We start from the raw sequence: 2,460 nt of genomic DNA, 5'->3' as shown, positions 1-2,460 counted from the left end.
TAATGCAACAAAGTGAAGCCGAAATTGCTGTCAAAAGTCCAAGTCCTGCGAGTTTATTTTTTGATTTCATTTTCTTGTCGTCAATGTTGATTGGTGTCGTCTTTTAAGCTGCCGCATAACGTTTCGCCACTTTGCGTAGTTGCGGATTTTGAACCCGATACTTTTGAGTTGTCACTGATTTTTATTCTAAACCTAAACTTTGAATTTATAACTGACCCCGCAATTACGCAAAATGGCTGTTGTACAACGTTATTTTTTAGATTTCTTTTTAAGCCAACCTTTTTTGGGAGAAATATTCAAACTTAAACCATAAAAATTACTTCTAATAATAAAATCTCCTACTTTATCTGAACTTTCATTTAAGTTATATATTTCGTATTGTCCTGAAACATAATCCGGAGCAATAGAGTTATTAATAAAAAATGATAAATCAAAAAGGGCATATTTTGTCTTATATTGTGCTCCAATTGAAAATTCAGATGAAAAATTTATATTATTTTGACTATCTGATTTTGCAAAAAAGATGTCTTTATAATTATCATTATTATCTCCAACTGAAACTCTTGTAATTATTTCTTCATTTATACCAGTAATTAAATTTAAATTTAGACCAGCCCCAAAGGACAAATTTAACTTGTTATTTATTTTTAAATAATAATCTGCTTTTATTGGTATTGATAAAATAAATTGATTATAAGTGTCGAACTGAGTTAATAAATTCTCTTGTCCATTACCAATATCATTATCTGAAATGTTTAAGTCAAATTTGGGAATAAATTCTTTTGCAATTATTCCAGTTTTAAAGTTAAAACTTCCTGATTGAGCAAAATTATAATAGACCCCAAATTGATATGAAAAGTCATTAGTAAACTTCATACTTGGGTAAGTGCTACCATCTATATTCCAAGCATCACTTTTTTTAAGAATAGAAGGTTGAAGGACAAAACTTAATTTTGAATACTCTTTTTGAAAAAGATTTTCCGCTTCTTGTGAATAACCAATCACAGAAACAAAAGTTGCAAGCATTATGCTTGCAACTTTTTTAGACTTAATTATTTGGCATATCATAAAAATCCTTGTTTACATTTAAGTTTCCTTTTTTATGATAACTGTATAATTTATTATCTTGTAATGCATTATTATATCTTTGAGGAACTCCAACAATAGGAATATAAGTAGAAGTTGTTGCTTTTACTTTTACTCTTCGTCTTCTTTTCTCTTTAAATTTATGAAGATTATTTTCTTCAACACAGTCAATATACCTTTGACCTGAATTGGGTTGACTTTGTCCATTTATCCCAACAGCTATCCAAAGTCTTCTTGCTCTCCATTTACCATTTTTCTTTTTATAACCTTTAGTTTTAGATTTTACTTTACTTGGTAAAACACTTGTACATGGATTACTATTGCAATTTGTTCCAAAAGCAGGTCTAACTTTACTTATTCTTTTTAATCTGTCACCTCCTGATACTTCATAAGCTACTTGCTTAACTTTGTCTTTACAACTGTATGAACTAGTTTCCTCTCTTTTTGGGGTTACAACCACAACATTTGGGTTATTTGTTGGAATGTTACCTTGACTTACTTGTGAAATAGCTTGAGTGTCATTATTATGAACTTCAATCCAATTCCCTACATCGTCAATAAATTTGTAATAAACATAACCACGTTCTTTACTTCCGATGATTACTTCAGCATTTTGACTTAACAAAGTTCTTTCGGTTTCGTCATCAATAAAATGATTGTCTGGGTCAGCATTTATGTCCCATTGTCCGTCGCCTTGTTGGTCTAACCAATCATTTTCCTGAGATTCTATTTTACGTCTTAACGAGCAAAAAGCCAAATCTTCTTCAAATTTTCTTAAAACATTGTCTTCATCAAAACCTGCTGCATCAGCTAACGCATCATATTCGTCATCAGTGATGTTGTTAGGAACAGTTGCGTCAAATGAATCGCAATCGTTTTCAATCATTTGGTCAAGAACTTCAATTGTTTCCCAGTATTTTTCCCAAGTTGGAAAAATTAAAATGTTGTTTTCACAATCAACACCATTGTTGATTTGAGTAGACTCAATGTAACTAAACATTGAGCTTTGCCTTTGCATTAATGAATCGTCATTTTGTGCATTTTGTTCTTGCGATAAATCTGCGTTATCACAAGAAACAACAACCAATCCTAAAAGGATTGAAAAGTTTAAAAGAATACTCTTCATAATTGTTAATTAATTGATTAATAGAAAAATGTTAAATTTTAATTAAAACGTAATTCTTACGTGTTATTGTTTTCATTTGGGTTGTCAGCCCATTTTTTTGACGAAACGTTGGTTTATAATGTTGTACAACGTTTTGCCGCTTTGCGAAGGCGGGGATTTTTAGCACTAAACTTCTTTAGATGCACAAAGCTTGAATTTAGCACTTCACTTTCATAGAAGCACGAAACCCCCGCTTTTGCAAAACGGCT

Annotated in this window: 2 protein-coding genes; both read right to left on the bottom strand. The window is 30.9% G+C overall.

All coding sequences use genetic code 11. From position 1 onward, the window contains the following. Window positions 1–249: 249 nt before the first annotated feature. Window positions 250–1,026, bottom strand: coding sequence for a hypothetical protein (locus ACK4M9_RS22715; RefSeq protein WP_409855060.1), 777 nt, complete (start codon window positions 1,024–1,026; stop codon window positions 250–252). Between the two features lie 22 nt (window positions 1,027–1,048). Next, window positions 1,049–2,212: a hypothetical protein gene (locus tag ACK4M9_RS22710; RefSeq protein WP_409855059.1), complete on the bottom strand. Its 1,164-nt coding sequence runs from the start codon at window positions 2,210–2,212 to the stop codon at window positions 1,049–1,051. Window positions 2,213–2,460 lie beyond the last annotated feature (248 nt).

It is taken from the genome of Anaerobacillus sp., assembly GCF_046314235.1.
GTDB lineage: Bacteria > Bacillota > Bacilli > Bacillales > Anaerobacillaceae > Anaerobacillus.
This window is presented reverse-complemented; position numbering and strand designations above follow the sequence as displayed.

Bases quoted from the DNA above. Each gene is read 5' to 3' on its own strand.
- ACK4M9_RS22715 (WP_409855060.1), bottom strand. From the start codon at position 1,026: ATGCTTGCAACTTTTGTTTCTGTGATTGGTTATTCACAAGAAGCGGAA.
- ACK4M9_RS22710 (WP_409855059.1), bottom strand. From the start codon at position 2,212: ATGAAGAGTATTCTTTTAAACTTTTCAATCCTTTTAGGATTGGTTGTT.